10 protein-coding genes and 1 tRNA gene are annotated in these 15,834 nt (G+C 73.4%); 6 read left to right on the top strand and 5 right to left on the bottom strand.

Features of this window, described 5'->3' with window-relative positions; genetic code table 11:
- Nucleotides 1–92 precede the first annotated feature (92 nt).
- Together ACFWZH_RS33985 and ACFWZH_RS33980 are read right to left on the bottom strand one after the other, a co-directional pair.
- Nucleotides 93–164 (bottom strand) — tRNA-Gln (locus tag ACFWZH_RS33985).
- Between the two features lie 14 nt (nt 165–178).
- Nucleotides 179–1,042 (bottom strand): hypothetical protein, encoded by an 864-nt coding sequence (locus ACFWZH_RS33980; RefSeq protein WP_384440299.1) that lies wholly within the window; start codon nt 1,040–1,042, stop codon nt 179–181.
- A gap of 156 nt (nt 1,043–1,198) precedes the next feature.
- Here ACFWZH_RS33980 and ACFWZH_RS33975 point away from each other — a divergent pair, with 156 nt between their 5' ends.
- Nucleotides 1,199–2,623, top strand: a complete 1,425-nt coding sequence (locus tag ACFWZH_RS33975) for a sensor histidine kinase (protein WP_384440296.1) — start codon at nt 1,199–1,201, stop codon at nt 2,621–2,623.
- A 60-nt stretch (nt 2,624–2,683) separates the two neighbouring features.
- Here the strand turns inward: ACFWZH_RS33975 and ACFWZH_RS33970 are convergent, their stop codons facing one another.
- Entirely contained in the window at nt 2,684–3,247 is a 564-nt protein-coding gene (locus ACFWZH_RS33970) for an SUKH-3 domain-containing protein (RefSeq protein ID WP_384440293.1), read from the bottom strand.
- A gap of 8 nt (nt 3,248–3,255) precedes the next feature.
- Entirely contained in the window at nt 3,256–3,768 is a 513-nt protein-coding gene (locus ACFWZH_RS33965) for a YwqJ-related putative deaminase (protein WP_384440291.1), read from the bottom strand.
- Nucleotides 3,769–4,066: 298 nt separating this feature from the next.
- On the opposite strand from ACFWZH_RS33965, the gene ACFWZH_RS33960 reads away from it, so the two are divergent.
- The 4 genes from ACFWZH_RS33960 to ACFWZH_RS33945 all read left to right on the top strand — a co-directional run bounded on the left by ACFWZH_RS33960 (nt 4,067) and on the right by ACFWZH_RS33945 (nt 10,158).
- On the top strand, nt 4,067–5,074 hold the full coding sequence (locus ACFWZH_RS33960; RefSeq protein WP_384440287.1) for an SMI1/KNR4 family protein: 1,008 nt from the start codon (nt 4,067–4,069) through the stop codon (nt 5,072–5,074).
- Nucleotides 5,075–5,079: 5 nt separating this feature from the next.
- Complete coding sequence (locus ACFWZH_RS33955; RefSeq protein ID WP_384440283.1) at nt 5,080–7,932, top strand: SUKH-4 family immunity protein; 2,853 nt, start codon at nt 5,080–5,082, stop codon at nt 7,930–7,932.
- A gap of 113 nt (nt 7,933–8,045) precedes the next feature.
- Nucleotides 8,046–9,083 (top strand): LCP family protein, encoded by a 1,038-nt coding sequence (locus ACFWZH_RS33950; protein ID WP_384440280.1) that lies wholly within the window; start codon nt 8,046–8,048, stop codon nt 9,081–9,083.
- A gap of 100 nt (nt 9,084–9,183) precedes the next feature.
- Nucleotides 9,184–10,158 (top strand): cellulose-binding protein, encoded by a 975-nt coding sequence (locus ACFWZH_RS33945; protein WP_384440277.1) that lies wholly within the window; start codon nt 9,184–9,186, stop codon nt 10,156–10,158.
- Nucleotides 10,159–10,175: 17 nt separating this feature from the next.
- Here ACFWZH_RS33945 and ACFWZH_RS33940 read toward each other — a convergent pair whose 3' ends face one another.
- Complete coding sequence (locus tag ACFWZH_RS33940) at nt 10,176–11,717, bottom strand: MFS transporter (RefSeq protein WP_384440391.1); 1,542 nt, start codon at nt 11,715–11,717, stop codon at nt 10,176–10,178.
- Nucleotides 11,718–12,109: 392 nt separating this feature from the next.
- Here ACFWZH_RS33940 and mfd point away from each other — a divergent pair, with 392 nt between their 5' ends.
- Nucleotides 12,110–15,658, top strand: coding sequence for a transcription-repair coupling factor (gene mfd, locus ACFWZH_RS33935; protein WP_384440274.1), 3,549 nt, complete (start codon nt 12,110–12,112; stop codon nt 15,656–15,658).
- Nucleotides 15,659–15,834 lie beyond the last annotated feature (176 nt).

The following is a 15,834-nucleotide window of genomic DNA, read 5'->3' as shown; positions in this document are numbered from 1 at the left end:
TCATCCGAAGGATACCGGGGCGTATTGCGGCCGACACGACAGCGGGTCCTGATCTTGGGATCAGGACCCGAACTGAGCGGTTGTGGATCTAGCTCCCCCACCAGGACTCGAACCTGGAACAAATCATCCAAAGTGACCCGTGTTGCCGATTACACCATGGGGGATCACCGACGGCAGCCTACGTGGTTCGCCGCTTGGCCTCCACCACCATGCCAGACCACCACCCCTCGATGCGCTGGTATAGGTCGGCTCCCTGCAGCACCTTGACCACGAGACAGCCTCGGTACCCGTCGCCTACGTTCTTGCGCACGGTCTTGGGGTTGTGTTTCTTGAGCGTGGTCTTCCCAAGGGTTGAGGCGTCGATCCGTACGAGGTCGGCCCAGTATTGCTCGACCGCGGCCACGTCGGCGTTCTCGTGGACCATGACGTGGAATCGCAGGCGCTCCGACTCCACGCCGAGGAGGCCGAGCCATGCCAGGTACAGCACGATCATGTCCGGATCGCTGTTGATGAACGTGACGGTCTCGCGCCGGGCGTGTGGCTTGCTCTTCGTCCCTTCCGACCAGTACAGGCCGACGCCCACGAGGAAGAGCTCCCGGTCGGTCAGGGTGCCGATCTCGTTGTGCGCCGTGGTCTTCCGCCGCTGGCGCTCCTCGTCCCGCACCGCCAGCTCGTGCTCCCAGCGCTTGCGGACGGCGAGCCGGGCCTGTTCCGCGGGCGTCCGGCGCGGCGCAGGCTTCGGTAGATCCCGTACCCACAGCGAGATCGAGCTCTTCGAGCAGCCCAGTTCGACCTGGATCTGGTCGTAGGTCATGCCCTGCCTGCGAAGCTCGCGCGCCTTTTCGCGCAGGTCGTCCTTGGCGTTGGGGCGCTTGGTCCACTCCGGGACCGGGACGCCCTCCAGTAGGCGGTTCAGTAGGTCGTTGTTGTGGACGTGCAGCCGGTCGCGGATCTGGCGGCGGCTGAGGCCGGCGCGGCGGAGGGCGACGGCTTGGGGGCGTAACGCCTCGTAATCGGGGGGTTCCCGATGGGTGTTCGGCATGGGAACAGGGTGTCGCTCTCGCGGGTCCGAAAGAGTCGAAAATGTGGGCGATTCAACACTTCGGGGGATAACCGGCGGTAACGGCTGGTAATGGGCCAGAACTGTGCTGGGGAACTCGGCGGGGGAACCGGCGCGGGCGCCCGTACGCTGGTCGGTATGACCGCGACGGGGGCAAGTGAAGGTGTGGGGGCGCGGGGTGCGCCGGCGACGGGGCCGTGGTGGTGGGCCCGGCGGCGCAGTGCCGTACTGGACGTGTTGCTGGCGGTGGCCTCGGGCCTGGAGTGCATGTTCGAGGGCGTGCGGTTCGCGCAGGAGGCGCAGCTGCCGGAGTTGCTCGGACTGTTCTTCGGCCTGGTGGCGGGGCCGGTGCTGCTGGTGCGTCGGCGGTGGCCGGTGGCGGTGGTGCTGGTTTCGATAGCGGTGATGCCTGCGGAGATGGGCGGGCTGCTGAGCGTGGTGGGGCTCTACACGCTCGCCGCGTCGGATGTGCCGCGTCGGATCACCGCGTTGCTGGCGGGGATGACCGTGGCGGGGACGTTGGTGACGACGTTCCTCAGCATGCGGCAGGACATCGCGGCGCAGGAGGACTTCAATCCGCCGGTGTGGTTCGTGCCGGCGATGTCGCTGGCGGTGGGGCTGGTGCTGACGGCGCCGCCGGTGTTGTGGGGGTTGTACGTCGGGGCGCGGCGGCGGTTGGTGGAGAGCCTGCGGGAGCGGGCGGACGGTCTGGAGCGGGAGCTGTCGCTGCTGGCTGACCGGGCCGAGGAGCGGGCGGAGTGGGCCCGTAACGAGGAGCGGACGCGGATCGCGCGGGAGATGCACGACGTGGTGGCGCACCGGGTGAGTCTGATGGTGGTGCATGCGGCCGCGTTGCAGGCGGTGGCGTTGAAGGATCCGGAGAAGGCGTCGAAGAACGCGGGTCTGGTGGGCGATATGGGGCGGCAGGCGCTGACGGAGCTGCGGGAGATGCTGGGGGTGCTGCGGACGGCCGAGGGTTCGGCGGTGCGTGGCTCCGCGGGGTCGGATGCGCCGGAGCGGTTGGTGGCGGTGGCGGCTCGGGCCGTCGAGCGGAGCGGGCCGGAGGCGTTGTCGGCTGAGGTGGAGGGGGACGGGCCGTCGTTGGCGGGGCCCGTGGCCGGGGCCGAGGTGGACCCTGAGGGGCCGTGCCTGGCTGATCTGGGGGTTTTGGTGGGGGAGTCCCGGGCGGCCGGGATGGTGGTGGAGCTGTCGGTGGAGGGGGCCGGCGAGGGGGAGTCGGCTGCTGGGCGCCGGTATGGGGCGCGGGTGGAGCAGACGGTGTACCGGGTGGTGCAGGAAGCGCTGACGAATGTGCACAAGCATGCGCCGGGTGCGCGGGCGCGGGTGCGGTTGGCGCATCGGGAGGGTGAGCTGGCGGTGCAGGTGGAGAACGGGCCGTGTGAGGGCGGTGCGGCGGATGCGGGTCTGCCGAGTGGTGGCAACGGGCTGGTGGGGATGCGGGAGCGGGTGACGGCGCTGGGGGGCGTGTTCGTCTCGGGTCCGACGGAGGCGGGTGGCTTCCGGGTGTCGGCGGTGGTGCCTGCTGTGGTCGCGGCCGGGTGAGTCCTGGTATCCGGTGTGCCCGGTCGCGTCCGTCGGGCGGTGTGCCGGACGGACGGTGGGTCATCCGTTGCCGGGTGGGGTGATTCCCAGCCGGCTCGGTCGTGTGCCGAGTACGAGGGTGCCCAGTGCGGTGTCGATGTCGGCTCCGAGGTACCAGTCGCCGGTGTGGTCGAGGCTGTAGACGCGGCCTTCGGCGTCGATGGCGAGGGTGGACTGGCTGTAGGTGGTGCCGTCGGGGCCGGGGAGTTCCTCGCGGCCCAGTGGGGCGACGTCGGTTTCCAGGGCGCGTCCGAGGTCGCCGAGGGTGCGGGCGAGGTGGAGTCCGTGCAGGGGGTCGAGGGTGAAGGGGGTGGGGGCGATGTGCCGGCCGGGTCCGGGTCCGGCGATGCGCAGGCCGCCGAATTCGGCCCAGGCTTCGACGGCGGCGGGGAAGACGGTGTGGCGGTGGCCGGCGGGGGAGGTGTGGGCGCGGAGGGTGTCGGCCCAGTGTTCGGCCTGCTTTATGTCCCAGCGGCCGGGTTGCCAGCCGGCTTCTTGGAGGGCGACGTCGACGGCGGCGGGGAAGCGGGTGGAGCCGGTGCGGTCGTGGGTGGGGGTGCGGGGGCCGGGGGTGGTGGGCGGCATGGTGGCGGTCAGCTCCCTGTGGGCGTCGCGCCGATGGGCATGACGCCGAAGTGGGCGAGGAGTGCGTCGCAGGAGCGGCAGGGTGGGGCGTAGCTGCCGTGCTGGGGGTCGCCGTCCTCGCGGATGTGGCGTGCGGTGATCTTGGAGTGTTTCAGGGAGCGGCGGGCTTCGCCGTTGGTGAGGGGTTTGCGGGCGGCTCGTTTGGAGCGGTTGGCCTCGACGGCGGTGAGGTGGCGGGAGAGCAGCACGGCTTCGGGACATCGTCCGGTGAAGCGTTCGCGCTGGGCGGTGGGGAGGGCGTCGAGGAAGTCCTGGACGAGGGGGTGCAGTGCGGGGGGCTGTTCGGCCTTGCTCGCGGTGCAGGTGAGGGTGTGTCCGCGTACGGACAATGCGGCGCCGATGGTGGGGAGGATGCCGTCGCGTCGGTGGTGGAGGGCGGGCGCGCGATGGGTGTCGGCGGTGCCGCTCCAGCCGATGCGGGGGTCTCCGGCGCCGGTGCCTTGGCGTGCAGTGGTGCTCATGGTGGTGTGCGTTTCCCTCCCTGCAATCCCCCGGTTTGCGGGGGTCAGCCTGCCAAATGTGCTGGGTGTTCCGGTAGTCGGACGCACTGTCGGTGATCTCACGGGGGGCTGACGGGGTGTCGGTCGGCGGATAACGGGGCTGGTGGGCGGGGTGGTGCGCGGGGGGTGTGGGGGTGGTGGGCCGGCGGGTGACGTCGGTGTGTCGCCGTGCTGACGTGCGAGGGCGGGGGCGCGGGAGGGTGTTGCGGTACGGCATAGGCTGTGCCCCAAAGCCAGCTTCAGCCAGGGGGCAACCGCGATGACGACAGGTCGGCCAGGGCTGGGGGTACCACCCGGCCCCCAGGCGGCGGGACGTGCCGCACCACCGAATTCGGCCTATGCCGGGCAGGTCGTGCATTTTCCGGACCCGGTGCGTGCCGCGCGGTATCCCGCCGGGGTGCGGGTGGACGGGCAGGGCTTCGCGGAGTTCACGCCGTATGCGCGTGCCGCGGCGGAGATCGCCGAGCCGCCGGAGGGGTTCGGTGTCGACGAGCTGCGGTTGACGGACTATGTGTCGGCGAACGCCGCGCTGCATGCGCAGGGGCACGAGCTGTGGATAGATGTGCCGGCGGTGGCGACGCCGCATGGCTGGACCTGGCATCACGTGGCCGGTACGCGGCGGATGGAGCTGGTTCCGGTCGAGGTCAAGGCGCTGTTGCGGCATCACGGTGGGCTGGCGACGGCTCCGGTGGCGCACGACAAGCGGGGTACCCGGCCGTTGCAGGAGACCCGGCCGGTGCACTTCGGGTTGCCGCATCGCGATCTGTCGGTGGGTGAGGAGCAGGTGGTGCAGGCCGAGGAGGCGCTGGGCTATCGCCTGCCGGGTGCCTACCGTGCGTTTTTGAAGGCGGCGGGTGGGTGTGCGCCGGTGGGTGCGGCGCTGGACGCGGAGCTGGGGCTGCTGGTCGACCAGCCGTTCTTCACGGTGCGCGATGACGCGGCCGTCAATGATCTGGTCTATGTGAACAAGTGCCTGCGGGATCACTTCACCAAGGACTATCTGGGTGTGGCGTTCGTGCAGGGCGGTGTGGTCGCGGTGAAGGTGCGTGGCGAGGCGCTGGGCTCGGTGTGGTTCTGCCCGTATGACGATGCGCGGGATCAGGACGGCTGGTCGGTGCAGGAGCGGGTGGAGCGGCTGCTGTTGCCGTGCGGCGCGGATTTCGATGAGTTTCTGCAGCGGTTGGCGGGCAATCCGCCGGAGCTGGAGACCGTGGCGAACCTGATGGTGGACGGCGGTTTCGCGTACGCGGTGCCGGTGGGGGGTTGAGCGCGATGGTGACGTTTGCGCAGGCGCAGGAGCGCGCCGAGCGGTGGGTGAACGGCGATGTGCCGGCGCCGCAGCACCGTGAGGTGCGGGTGCGGGAGTTCGATCTGGGCTTTGTGGCCTGGGCCGAGGACCGGGACGGTGGGCCGGCGACGGATGGCGGCCGGGCCCGGCTGGTGATCGCGCGGGACAGTGGTGAGACGACGCTGTGGCCGGGGTTGCCGGTGGGTGAGGTGATCCGGCGGTACGAGGAGGAGTACGGCGCTTCGGTGGACGGTGGGCAGGGTGCGGCCGAGCCGGCGCCGCAGCGGATCGATCTGGAGGCGACGTCGTTCCTGCTGACGCCGCCGGAGTGGTTGCAGCAGGCGGCGGACGCGATCGGTGTCCCGGACCGGCGGGGCGGGGGTGCGGAGCCGGCCGCGCCGGTTCCCGCGCCGGCCGTGTCCCTTGAGCAGGCGCCGCCGGCGCCGCCGCCGGTGCCTTCGGCGTCGGACGCCTGGGCCGAGGTGAGTGTCAACGGTGCCGACGGCGGGGTCGCGCAGACCGGTGCGGATGCGGTGGAGGCGGGCCCGGAGCCGGCCGCTGCCGGTTCCGTCGGTTCCGGTGTGGACGCGACGCCGTGGGCGGCGGCGGACACGACGGGGTCGGACGCGGGGGCGCAGGACCGTTCCGTGGGGCTGCCCGAGACGGTGTTCGCGCCGCCGCTGGCCGGTTACGACGCGGAGGACGACGCTCCGGCCGCGCCGCGTGCGCGCCCGGAGGCGAAGACCGAGCTGCTGCACGGTGGCAGCCAGCTGCCCCGTACGCAGGTGGCGCCCGCGCTGGACCTGGGGGACGGTGCCGGGCCGGGCGGTGGTCCGGACGGTCAGGCGCGGCCGGCGGGCGGGCCCGGTGGTGCGCCGCTGCCGCCGCCGATGCCTCCGGCGCCGCCCGCGGCCGCGGGGCTGCCGAATCTGCCGCCGCCGTCCGGGGCGCCGGTCGCCGATGTGCCTCCTCCGCCGGGTGCCGGTGCTCCGGGTGCGTCCGGTCCCGGTACGCCGCCGGTGCCTGCGCCGCCCGTGGGCGGCGGGGTGCACGCCGCGGCGACGATGCTGGCCGACGGCTCGTCGCTGCCCGGTAACGCCGCGGCGGGTCCGCCGCCGCCTCCGCCCGCTCCGGGTCGGCCCGGGGCGGGCCGTGGTGGTGCGCAGGATCCGGCGAGGCTCGCGGAGGCCGAGACCGGCAAGGCCGATGCGCGCCCGGGCGGCGGGCCCGCGGCGTCCGGTCCGGGTGCGCCCGGCGCGCCGGCCGGTGGCTATGTGCCCACGCAGCTGGTCTCGCAGCTGGATGCGGCGGATGTCGATCTCAGCGCGGTGGACGGAACGGACCGGCCCGAGGGCGCGGGGGCCGGCGGGGCCGGCTCCGGCGCTACGGGTGCCGGTGGTCCCGGTGGCGGGGTGCACGCGGCCGCCACGATGCTCGCCGACGGTGCGTCGTTGCAGGCGAGCCTGGGCGGTGCCGGTGGTGCCGGTGGTGCCGGTGGTCCCGGTGTCCCGCCGCCGCCCGGTCCGCCCGGCGCGCCCAAGCCGCCCGGTCCGCCCGGCAGGTCCGGCGGGTCCGCGGCCGGGCAGGGCCCGGCGGGTCAGGGCGGCCAGGGCGGTCCGCCGCCTCCGCCTCCGGCGCCGCCCGTCGCGGGCGGTACCGGCGGCGGTGGGGTGCACGCCGCGGCGACGATGCTCGCCGGCGGTGCCGCGCTGGGCGGTCCCGGTGGGGCGGGCGCTCCCGCCGCGCCGCCGGCCGGCCACGGTGCCCCGCCCGCGGGTGTGCCCGCCCCGCCGCAGGCCGCGCCGCCCGGCCCTCCGGGTGCGTACGGCTATCCGCCGGCCCCCAGTGGTCAGCCGACCGTCGGTCCCGGCTACATGGCGGTGCTCAGCTATCGCGCGCCGGACGGCTCCGAGCAGAAGATCGTGCGCCGTTCGGCGCCCGGTACGCCGCATCCGGAGTGGCAGCTGCTGCACGAGCTGCGGGCGATGAACGTCCCGCCGCAGCAGGTGCTGGAGCTGCACACGGAGCTGGAGTGCTGTGATCTGCCGGGTGGCTACTGCGCCCGGATGATCCGGGACAACTGGCCGCAGGTGCGCATCAGCCACACCGCCGCGTACGGCAGGGACCATGCCTCGCGTCAGCAGGGCGTACGGCATCTGGTGGAGCATCAGGGCGAGTTGCACCAGGTCGCGGACGGTCCGGCGCGGCCGGCGCCGGTGCGGGTGCCGCTGCCGCACCCGTCCCAGGTGCAGCCGGTGCCGCCGGTTCCGCCGCAGGCGATCGGCCAGGAGCTGGAGCAGGCCTTCGGTCCGCAGGGGATCTTCCGCTTCGACCAGCGGGCGGTCTCCCGGCACGGTGTGCCCGATGTGGTGGCGCAGATGCTGGTGTGGGCCGGGTTGCCGGTCGACTTCGGGCCGTTCTTCTGGGCGCAGGCGCAGCCGGGCCGTCCGGTGCCGACGCTGGCGGAGCTGGCGGCGGAGCGGGGCGTGCAGCCGGCCGCCGACGCGGGCTCGTATCTGGTGATGGGCAACGACTTCGGCCGTCAGCTGTGTGTCCAGTACGGGACCGCGCACATCGTGGCGGTGCCGATGGAGGGCGGGCCGGGTGGCCAGCCGGCGGCGCCGCAGTTCGTCAACAGCGGGCTGCCGGAGTTCGTGCGCTGTCTGGCGATGCTGGGGCGGATGTGGCGGCTGCGTTACGGGCTGACGCCGGAGCAGGCGGGCCGGTGGACCGTCGACTTCCAGGCGCAGCTGGTCGCGCTGGATCCGCCGGCACTCGGTTCGCCGGAGACCTGGTGGTCGGTGCTCCTTGAGCAGATGTGGGACGGGCTGCTGTAGGCCATGTCCGCGCCGCGCGCCGTACGGGTGCGCGGTGCGGTGGGGGCACCGCCGTGGCGACGGGTCCGGGTGCTCGACCTGCGCGACGGGTCGGGCGCCGGGACCATGCCTGTATGGGCCGTCCGATACCCCCGCCGTACCGGGCGGGGCGGTTGCGGCCGCCGCGCGGGGTGGGGCCGCCCGGGCGCCGGTGGTCGTGGCTCACCTGGTTGCTGGTGTCGCTGTTGTTGCTGGTCGTACTGGTGGTGGCGGCCGGGGTCGGGCTGTACGTCCGGGCGGGGCGGGAGCTGCGGCACACCGACGCGCTGGCGGACTACGCCGCGCGGCCGGCCGCCGGCCGGGGGACGAACTGGCTGCTGGTGGGCTCCGACAGCCGCGCCGGGCTGACCCCGCGGCAGCGCGCGGAGCTGCACGTCGGCAACGGCCGGGTGCGGAACACCGACACGATCATGGTGCTGCACTACGGCGAGCACGGCCCCGCTCTGGTCAGTCTGCCGCGCGACAGCTACGTCCCCGTTCCCGGCCACGGCGGCCGGAAGATCAACGAGGCGTATGCGGACGGCGGCCCGCGGCTGCTCACCCGGACGGTGGAGCAGACGACCGGTCTGCGCATCGACCGCTATGCCGAGGTGGACTTCCTGGGTCTGGTGCGGGTCGTGGACGCGCTGGGCGGCGTACGGCTGTGCCTGGAGGCGCCGCTGAGGGACGAGCGGTCGGGGGCGGACTTCCCCGCCGGCTGCCAACGGATGGACGGCCGGCGGGCGCTGGCGTACGTGCGGGCGCGCTATGCGGACCCGGAGGGTGACCTCGGACGGGTGAAGCGGCAGCGGCGGCTGATCGGCGCGGTGGCGGAGGCGATGGCCGGCCCTGATGTGTTCCTCGACCCGGCCCGGCTCAAGCGGGTGCTGGACACCTCGCTGGCGGCGCTGACCGTGGACGAGGGCGCGGGGGCGGCGCACGTGCTGGACATGGGCTGGGCGCTGCGGCGGATCGCCGGGGGCGAGGGGGTGGCGGCGACGGTTCCGGTGCGGCGGCCCGGGGTGTGGGTGGACGGCGCGGGGGCGGTGCTGCTCTGGGACGAAAACCGGGCGAAGCGGTTGTTCCAATCCTTGTACAAGGATGATCCAATTCCGACTTCTGGCGATAAATGACGCATCCTGGGGGGACGGTCCGGGCGAAGTGCCGCGAGGGTGGGTCTCTGTACCGGTCTGTAAGGACAAGCGCGCGTAACTGCACAGAGGGGCTTGAGGGATGAGTGCACCGGTTTCGCCTCACGGGTTCGAGACCGTACGAGGGCGTGGCTACCGACCGGAGGACGTCGACCGCAGGTTCGAGGGGCTCTCGATCGACCGGGACTCCTGCTGGGAGCGTGCCGCGCGGCTCACCGTCCTGTGCAACGAGATGACGGACGAACTCGCCGGGCTGCGGCTCCATCTGGCGAAGCTGCCACCGCAGACGTACGAGTCCCTCAGCAGCGAGGCCCGGCTGATCCTGAGCACGGCGGAGTCCGAGGCGGAGCGGCTGCGGACCGAGGCCGAGCAGGCCGCCGAGCGGGCCCGTGACGAGTCCGACGGCTTCGCGCACCAGGTCCGGGCCGCGGCGGACCAGGCCGCCTCCGCCCTGCGTACCGAGGCGGACGAACTGGCCCGGCGCACCGAGGAGCGGGCGCAGGAGGACGGCGCGAAGCGGGTGGCCGCGGCGGCCAAGGACGCCGAGCGCCTGCGCGCGGAGGCTGCCGAGGAGTGGGGGCAGGCGGTGCGCGACACCGCCCGGATGCTGCGCGAGCAGGAGAAGCAGCAGGCCGAGGCGTGGGAGGCGGCCGGGCGGGAACTGGCGAAGCTGGACGCGGAGATGGACCAGCTCGTCGCGGAGCGGGACGCCCGTGGGCAGGCCGTCCTCGCCGACCGGCGCCGGCTCTACGCGGAGGCCGAGGAGGCCGCCCGGCACCGTCAGGAGGACGCCGAGGACCGCGCGGCCGGGCTGCTGGCACGGGCGAGGGTCGAGGTGGAGCGCATCGAGCGGGCCACGGAGCGGGCCCTGCGCGAGCACGCCGAGCGGCGCGAGGAGGTCCGCACCCATATGACGCACGTCCGCAACAGCCTGGCGGCGCTGACCGGCAAGCCGACGGGGGCGGACGGGGCGGACGGCGGGCCCGCGACGGGGTCCGGCGGCGACCCCGACAACGAGGACACCCTGACCACCGAGCTGCCCCGGCCGCGCGGCTGACCGCCTGGGGGTGTCTCCTACCGCCCCGGCGACGCCTCCTCGTCCGCGCTCTCGCCGTCGCCCGCACGGGCCCGGCCGTCCCGTTCGCCGCCGGCGTCGTCGTGCACCGGGAAGTGCCGCGGCGCCAGCAGCACCAGGGCGATCAGGGCGAGCGCGGCGGCCGCGGCGGCGCCGAGGTAGACGTGGTCGACGGTGGTGTCGACGGCCCGGCGCAGGTAGTCGGTGGCGCGGGCGGTGAGCGTGCCGGACTGCTCCAGGGCGTGCGAGACCGCGTCGAGGTCGCCCGGGAGGCCGGGGCGGATGTCCGCGGGGGCGTGCGCGAGGCGGTCGTTGAGGGTGGCGTTGGCCAGGGCGCCGAAGAGCGCGGCGCCCACCGACTGGCCGACCTGGCGGCAGAAAAGTATCGAGGCGGTGGCGGTGCCGCGCTCGGCGTAGCCGACCGAGGACTGGACGCCGATGATCAGCGGCAGCTGGAAGAGCCCGAGGGCCGCGCCCAGCGCCAGCATGATCAGGGCGGGCTGCCAGGCGGCGCCGGGATACGGCAGCAGGGGGAAGGCGAGCAGGATCGCGCCGGCCGCGCCGATGCCGAGCATCGCGCAGGTGCGGATGCCGGTGCGGCGGTAGACGTGGCTGCTCAGGGCGGCCGACAGCGGCCAGCTCAGCGTCATCACCGAGAGCACGAAACCGGCGGCCGTCGGGCCCAGGCCCAGCACCGACTGGGCGTAGGTGGGCAGGAAGACGATCGGTGCGACCATCAGCAGGCCCAGCGCGCCCAGGGCGAGGTTGACGGCGGCGATGGTGCGGCGGCGCCAGACCCAGCCGGGGATGATCGGTTCCGCGGCGCGGCGCTCGATCAGGACGGTGGCCGCCGCGCCCGCCGCGCTGCCGGCGAGCAGCAGCAGCGACGGCGCGGAGAGCCAGGGCCAGGCGACGCCGCCCTGGACCAGCGCGGTCAGCAGCAGCCCGCCGCTGGCGAAGATCGCCAGCGCGCCGGGCCAGTCGACGCGCGGACGGCGGCCCCGGGCGCCGCGCCGCGTCTGGGCGTCCTCGTGGAAGTGCCGCACGACCAGCCACAGCGCCACCGCGCCCACCGGCACGTTGACCAGGAAGATCCACCGCCAGTCGGCGTAGGTGGCGAGCAGCCCGCCCAGGGCGGGGCCGGCGACCGCCGAGGCGGCCCAGACGCTGGAGAGCCTGGCCTGTATCCGGGGGCGTTCCGCCATGGGGTAGAGGTCGGCGGCGATGGTCTGCACGGTGCCCTGGAGGGCGCCGCCGCCCAGTCCCTGCAGTACCCGGAAGGCGATCAGGGACGCCATGCTCCAGGCGCCCGCGCAGGCCAGCGAGCCGACGAGGAAGAGCACGATGCCGGCGATCAGGATGGGCTTGCGGCCGAAGGTGTCGGAGAGCTTGCCGTAGACCGGCAGGGTGACGGTCACGGCCAGCAGGTAGCCGGAGAAGAGCCAGGAGAAGACCGCGAAGCCGCCGAGGTCGCCGACGATCTGCGGAATGGCGGTGGCGATGATCGTGAAGTCCAGTGCGGCCAGCGCCATGCCCAGCATCAGCGCCGCGACGACCGGGCCGCGCCGCGCGGTGCGCGCGGAGGGGTTCCCCGGTGCGGGGGAGCCGGGGCCGCCCGTCCCGCGGCCCGCCGGGCTGTCGCTGTCCTTGGTCGTGCGGCTCACGGGTCCCCCTCCTCGGTCGGGCCGCGGCTGTCCGGGTGCGTGTATCGGACACCGTTCCAGTCGACACCCAACCACGCGGGGCCGCGATGCGGAACGGCGCTTCTCGGCAGATGGACGCCCCCCCCCCGGGCGCGCGAGGGCGTCGCGCCCGTGCCCGGTCCGCTTGGTCGGCGGGCTGTCGGTGGTCGGGCGTATCGTGGGCAACCCGCCCGTGCGACGCCGCGGGCTGTTCGCGTTGTTCGCCTCGCTTGCTGGGACGGAACCTTTTCATGAGCCTGACTGGTCTGCTCGACGCCGTCGTACGGGACCCGGCGCTCGCCGAAGCGGTCGAGGCCGCGGCCGACGGCCACCGCCCGCACGTGGACCTGGTGGGTCCGCCGGCCGCCCGCCCCTTCGCGGTGGCCGCGCTCGCCCGCGGCACCCGGCGCCCCGTGCTGGCCGTGACCGCCACCGGCCGGGAGGCCGAGGACCTCGCCGCCGCGCTGCGCAGCCTGATGCCGGCCGGCGAGGCGCACCGCGTCGTGGAGTTCCCGTCCTGGGAGACGCTGCCGCACGAGCGGCTCTCCCCGCGCTCCGACACCGTCGGCCGGCGCCTGGCGGTGCTGCGCCGGCTCGCCCACCCGAGCCCGGACGACCCCACCGCCGGCCCCGTCTCCGTCGTCGTCGCCCCGATCCGCTCGGTGCTCCAGCCGCAGGTCAAGGGCCTGGGCGACCTGGAGCCGGTCAGCTTGCGCACGGGGCAGAGCGCCGATCTCGAAGAGGTCGTCGACGGGCTGGCCGCGGCCGCCTACGCCCGCGTCGAACTGGTGGAGAAGCGCGGCGAGTTCGCCGTCCGCGGCGGCATCCTGGACGTCTTCCCGCCCACCGAGGAGCACCCGCTGCGGGTCGAGTTCTGGGGCGACGACGTCGAGGAGATCCGCTACTTCAAGGTCGCCGACCAGCGCTCCCTGGAGGTCGCCGAGCACGGCCTGTGGGCGCCGCCGTGCCGTGAGCTGCTGCTGACCGAGGACGTCCGCACCCGGGCCGCCGCCCTAGCCGAACAGCACCCGGAGCTGGGCGAACTCCTCGGCAAGATCGCCGAGGGGATCGCCGTCGAGGGCATGGAGTCCCTGGCCCCCGTCCTCGTCGACGACATGGAACTGCTGCTGGACGTGCTGCCCAAGGGCTCCATGGCCGTGGTCTGCGACCCGGAGCGGGTACGCACCCGGGCCGCCGACCTGGTGGCGACCAGCCAGGAGTTCCTCCAGGCGTCCTGGGCCGCCAGCGCCGGGGGCGGCGAGGCACCGATCGATGTGGGCGCGGCGTCCCTGTGGGGCATCGCCGATGTCCGCGACCGGGCCCGCGAGCTGGGCATGATGTGGTGGTCGGTCTCACCGTTCGCCGCCGACGAGGACCTGGCCGCCGGGGACGGCGACACCCTCAAGCTGGGCATGCACGCCCCCGAGACCTACCGCGGCGACACCCAGCGGGCGCTCGCCGACACCAAGCAGTGGCTGGCCGACGGCTGGCGGACGGTCTACCTCACCGAGGCGCACGGCCCCGCGGCCCGTACGGTCGAGGTGCTCGGCGGCGAGGGCATCGCCGCCCGCCTGGACGCCGACCTGGCGGAGATCACCCCCGCCGTCGTCCATGTCGCCTGCGGCTCCCTCGACAACGGCTTCGTCGACCCGTCGCTCAAGCTCGCCGTCCTCACCGAGACCGACCTGTCGGGCCAGAAGGCGGCCGGCAAGGACGCGGCCCGCATGCCGGCCCGCCGCCGCAAGACCATCGACCCGCTCACCCTCCAGGCCGGCGACTTCATCGTCCACGAGCAGCACGGCGTGGGCCGCTACATCGAGATGGTCCAACGCACGGTCCAGGGCGCCACCCGCGAGTACCTCCTCGTCGAGTACGCCCCCGCCAAGCGCGGCCAGCCCGGCGACCGCCTCTACATCCCCACCGACCAGCTGGAGCAGGTCACCAAGTACGTGGGCGGCGAGGCCCCGACCCTGCACCGCCTGGGCGGCGCCGACTGGACCAAGACCAAGGCGCGCGCCAAGAAGGCCGTCAAGGAGATCGCCGCCGACCTCATCAAGCTCTACTCCGCCCGGATGGCGGCGCCCGGCCACACCTTCGGCCCGGACACCCCCTGGCAGCGGGAGCTGGAGGACGCCTTCCCGTACGCCGAGACGCCCGATCAGCTCACCACGATCGCCGAGGTCAAGGAGGACATGGAGAAGTCGGTCCCGATGGACCGGCTGATCTGCGGCGACGTCGGCTACGGCAAGACCGAGATCGCGGTCCGCGCCGCCTTCAAGGCCGTCCAGGACGGCAAGCAGGTGGCGGTCCTGGTGCCGACCACCCTCCTCGTCCAGCAGCACCACGGCACGTTCACCGAGCGCTACGGCCAGTTCCCGGTCAACGTCCGGGCGCTGTCCCGCTTCCAGACCGACACCGAGGCCAAGGCCGTCCTCGAAGGGCTGCGCGACGGCTCGGTCGACCTCGTCATCGGCACCCACCGCCTGTTCTCCTCCGAGACCAAGTTCAAGGACCTGGGCCTGGTCATCGTCGACGAGGAGCAGCGCTTCGGCGTCGAGCACAAGGAGCAGCTGAAGAAGCTCCGCGCCAACGTGGACGTGCTGACCATGTCGGCCACCCCCATCCCCCGCACCCTGGAGATGGCGGTCACGGGCATCCGCGAGATGTCCACGATCACCACGCCCCCCGAGGAGCGCCACCCGGTCCTGACCTTCGTCGGCCCCTACGAGCAGAAGCAGATCGGCGCCGCCATCCGCCGTGAACTCCTGCGCGAGGGCCAGGTCTTCTACATCCACAACCGCGTCGAGTCCATCGACCGGGCCGCCGCCCGCCTGCGCGAGATCGTCCCCGAGGCCCGTATCCAGACCGCCCACGGCCAGATGGGCGAGTCGCAGCTGGAGCAGGTCGTGGTCGACTTCTGGGAGAAGAAGTTCGACGTCCTGGTCTCCACGACCATCGTCGAGTCCGGCATCGACATCTCCAACGCCAACACCCTGATCGTCGAGCGCGGCGACAACTTCGGCCTGTCCCAGCTGCACCAGCTGCGCGGCCGGGTGGGCCGCGGCCGCGAGCGCGGCTACGCCTACTTCCTCTACCCGCCGGAGAAGCCGCTGACCGAGACCGCCCACGAGCGGCTGGCGACGATCGCCCAGCACACCGAGATGGGCGCCGGCATGTACGTCGCCATGAAGGACCTGGAGATCCGCGGCGCGGGCAACCTCCTCGGCGGCGAGCAGTCCGGCCATATCGCGGGCGTCGGCTTCGACCTGTACGTCCGCATGGTCGGCGAGGCCGTCGCCGACTACCGGGCTTCCCTCGAAGGCGGGGCGGAGGAGGAGCCGCCGCTGGAGGTCAAGATCGAACTCCCGGTGGACGCCCACGTCCCGCACGACTACGCGCCCGGCGAGCGGCTGCGCCTCCAGGCCTACCGCGCCATCGCCTCCGCCAGCTCGGAGGAGGACATCGCGGCCGTCCGGGAGGAGCTGACCGACCGCTACGGCAAGCTCCCCGAGCCGGTCGAGAACCTCCTGCTGGTCGCCGGCCTGCGCATGCTCGCCCGGGCCTGCGGCGTCAGCGACATCACCCTCCAGGGCGCGAACATCCGCTTCGGCCCCGTGGAGCTGCGCGAGTCCCAGGAGCTGCGCCTCAAGCGCCTGTACCCGCGCACGGTCCTCAAGCCGGCCACCCGCCAGATCCTGGTGCCACGCCCGACCACCGGCAAGATCGGCGGCAAGCCGTTGGTCGGCCGCGAGCTGCTGGCCTGGGTGGGCGAGTTCCTCACGACCATTTTGGGCTCGTAGCGGTTTTGGGCTCGTAGCCCCGCTTCCCACGTTGCCGGGTGGCCCGCCGTGCCTCGTCTGTTGTTCTTTTCCCGCCTTCGGCGGGAGCGGGGTGGGTTGTGGGGTGGGGCCCCGGGTGGGTGGTGGGTGCCGGGTTCGGGGCCTCCGGGGTGGTGTTGTGGACTGCTGCGCTTTAC

The organism is Streptomyces sp. NPDC059008 (assembly GCF_042749045.1).
Lineage (GTDB): Bacteria > Actinomycetota > Actinomycetes > Streptomycetales > Streptomycetaceae > Streptomyces.
Note: the sequence above shows the minus strand (reverse complement) of the source record. Positions and strands in the feature narration are given on the sequence as shown.